The organism is Devosia sp., from assembly GCF_036676215.1.
GTDB lineage: Bacteria > Pseudomonadota > Alphaproteobacteria > Rhizobiales > Devosiaceae > Devosia.
This window is the reverse complement of sequence record NZ_JAKFDJ010000058.1, coordinates 1-2,073: the sequence shown is the minus strand read 5'-3', so window position 1 is coordinate 2,073 and position 2,073 is coordinate 1. Positions and strand designations below refer to the sequence as shown.

Annotated in this window: 2 protein-coding genes; both read right to left on the bottom strand. The window is 66.2% G+C overall.

Going from position 1 to position 2,073, the window contains the following annotated elements; genetic code table 11:
* A partial coding sequence (locus tag V6M52_RS05620; protein ID WP_332700293.1) for a sigma-54 interaction domain-containing protein occupies positions 1–1,203 on the bottom strand: 1,203 nt, incomplete at its 3' end.
* A 33-nt stretch (positions 1,204–1,236) separates the two neighbouring features.
* Positions 1,237–2,073: acetyl-CoA C-acyltransferase (locus V6M52_RS05615; protein WP_332700291.1), on the bottom strand; the 837-nt coding region annotated here is incomplete at its 5' end.

Sequence of the window (2,073 nt, the reverse complement as noted above, 5' to 3'; positions counted from 1 at the left end):
ATCCATCACCTCGGTCGGGGCCAGTGCGGCAGCCCGTTCGAGCACATTGCGCAACTCGCGCACATTGCCCGGCCAGGCATGCGCCTGCAGCAACTTGATGGCCTCGGGCGTGATCACCCAGCCCCGCTGGTCCCCTGCCCGCATGGTCTGCTCCAGCAGCGTTTCGCAGAGCAGCGCCATGTCCTCGCGCCGCTCCCGCAGCGGCGGCACATGCACGGTCAGCACCGCGACGCGATAGTAGAGATCGGCGCGGAAGCTCTTGTCGGCAATCTTGGCTTCGAGATCCTGCGACGTCGCCGCAATAATGCGGACGTCGATCTTCTTGACCGTGTTTGAGCCCAGCGCCTCGATCTCACCTTCCTGCAATACCCGCAGGAACTTGGCCTGGATGCCCAGCGGCATGTCGCCGATTTCGTCGAGAAACAGCGTGCCACCATGGGCCAGCTCGAACTTGCCCTGCCGCGCCTTCTTGTCGGCCCCGGTATAGGCGCCGGGGCTCACGCCGAAAAACTCCGCCTCCAGCAGCGTCTCCGGCACCGCCGCCATGTTGACCGCCACGAACGGCCCATCGGCCCGGTCCGATTGCTGGTGGATGGCGTGGGCCAGCAATTCCTTGCCGGTGCCGGTCTCCCCCAGGATCAGCGCGGCCCCGTCGCGCAGCGCGAAGCGGCGCACCATAGCCTTGAGCTCCTTGACCGCCTCGCTCTGGCCGACAAAGCTCGACAGCGAGTATTTGGTCTGCCGCTCGCGGGTCAGCGCCGCCTGCGCCCGGGTCAACTGCTTTTGCAGCGCCTCGAACTTGTCGAGGATCGGCGCCAGGTAATCGACATTGTCGTAGAACACGAAGCCGATCGCACCCTCGACCGCGCCCGAGGCATCCTTGAGCGGAATGCGACAGACGACGAACTGGCGGTCATCGAAATTCATGATGTCGAGCAGGATCGGCCGCCCCGTCTCGACCACCCGCCGCAGCAGGGAATGGGGAATTACCTCCTCCACCGGCAGCCCGATCGGATCGAATTCGGGCGCCAGCTTGAGCAGTTCGCGATAGCGCTTGTCCATCCAGGTGATGCGCGTCTGCGCATCGACAATGATGGCGCCTTCGAAGAAATCCCGCAGCAGGCTGAAGGCTCCCACCGCCTCTTCGATGCTGGCCAGACCATTGGAAGCCGGCCAGCGTTCAGTCGTGGGTGTGCGCGGCATGGCTGGTCTCGCCTCCATTCGTCGCGGGCGAGTCTACGCCCGCTCGACGCAGAGAGCCACGCCCATGCCGCCACCGATGCACAGCGTCGCCAGCCCCTTGTGCCCGCCGCGTCGCGCTAGTTCATGCAGCAGCGTCACCAGCACCCGCGCGCCCGACGCGCCAATGGGGTGGCCGATGGCAATGGCGCCACCATTGACGTTGACCTTGTCGGGGTCCCAGCCCATGGCCTGGTTGACCGCACAGGCCTGCGCCGCGAAGGCCTCGTTGGCCTCGATCAGATCGAGATCGGCCACGCTCCAGCCGGCCTTGGCCAGAGCTTTGGTTGAAGCCGGGATCGGCCCCGTCCCCATCACAGCCGGATCGACGCCCGCCGTCGCCCAGCCGGCAATCCGCGCCAGCGGCGTCAGCCCGCGCCGCGCCGCCTCATCCGCATGCATCAGCACCAGCGCCGCCGCGCCGTCATTGATGCCCGAAGCATTGCCGGCGGTGACCGTACCGTCCTTGTCAAAGGCCGGTCGCAGCTTGGCCAGGGCCTCGGCGCTGGTATCGGCGCGAATATATTCGTCGCTATCGACCACGACATCGCCCTTGCGCGTCTTGACCGTCACCGGCGTGATCTCCGCCTGGAACCGCCCCGCCTGTTGCGCCGCCGCGGCTTTCTGCTGCGAAGCCAGGGCAAAACCGTCCTGCGCCGCCCGGTCGATGCCGAACTGCTTCGCCACATTCTCGGCGGTGATGCCCATGTGATAGCCACCAAAGGCGTCGATCAACCCATCCACCACCATGGTATCGACCAGCGTGATCGGCCCCATTTTCGCCGGTGCCCGCAATTGCTGGCAGTGCGGCGCCAGCGACATCGATTCCTGCCC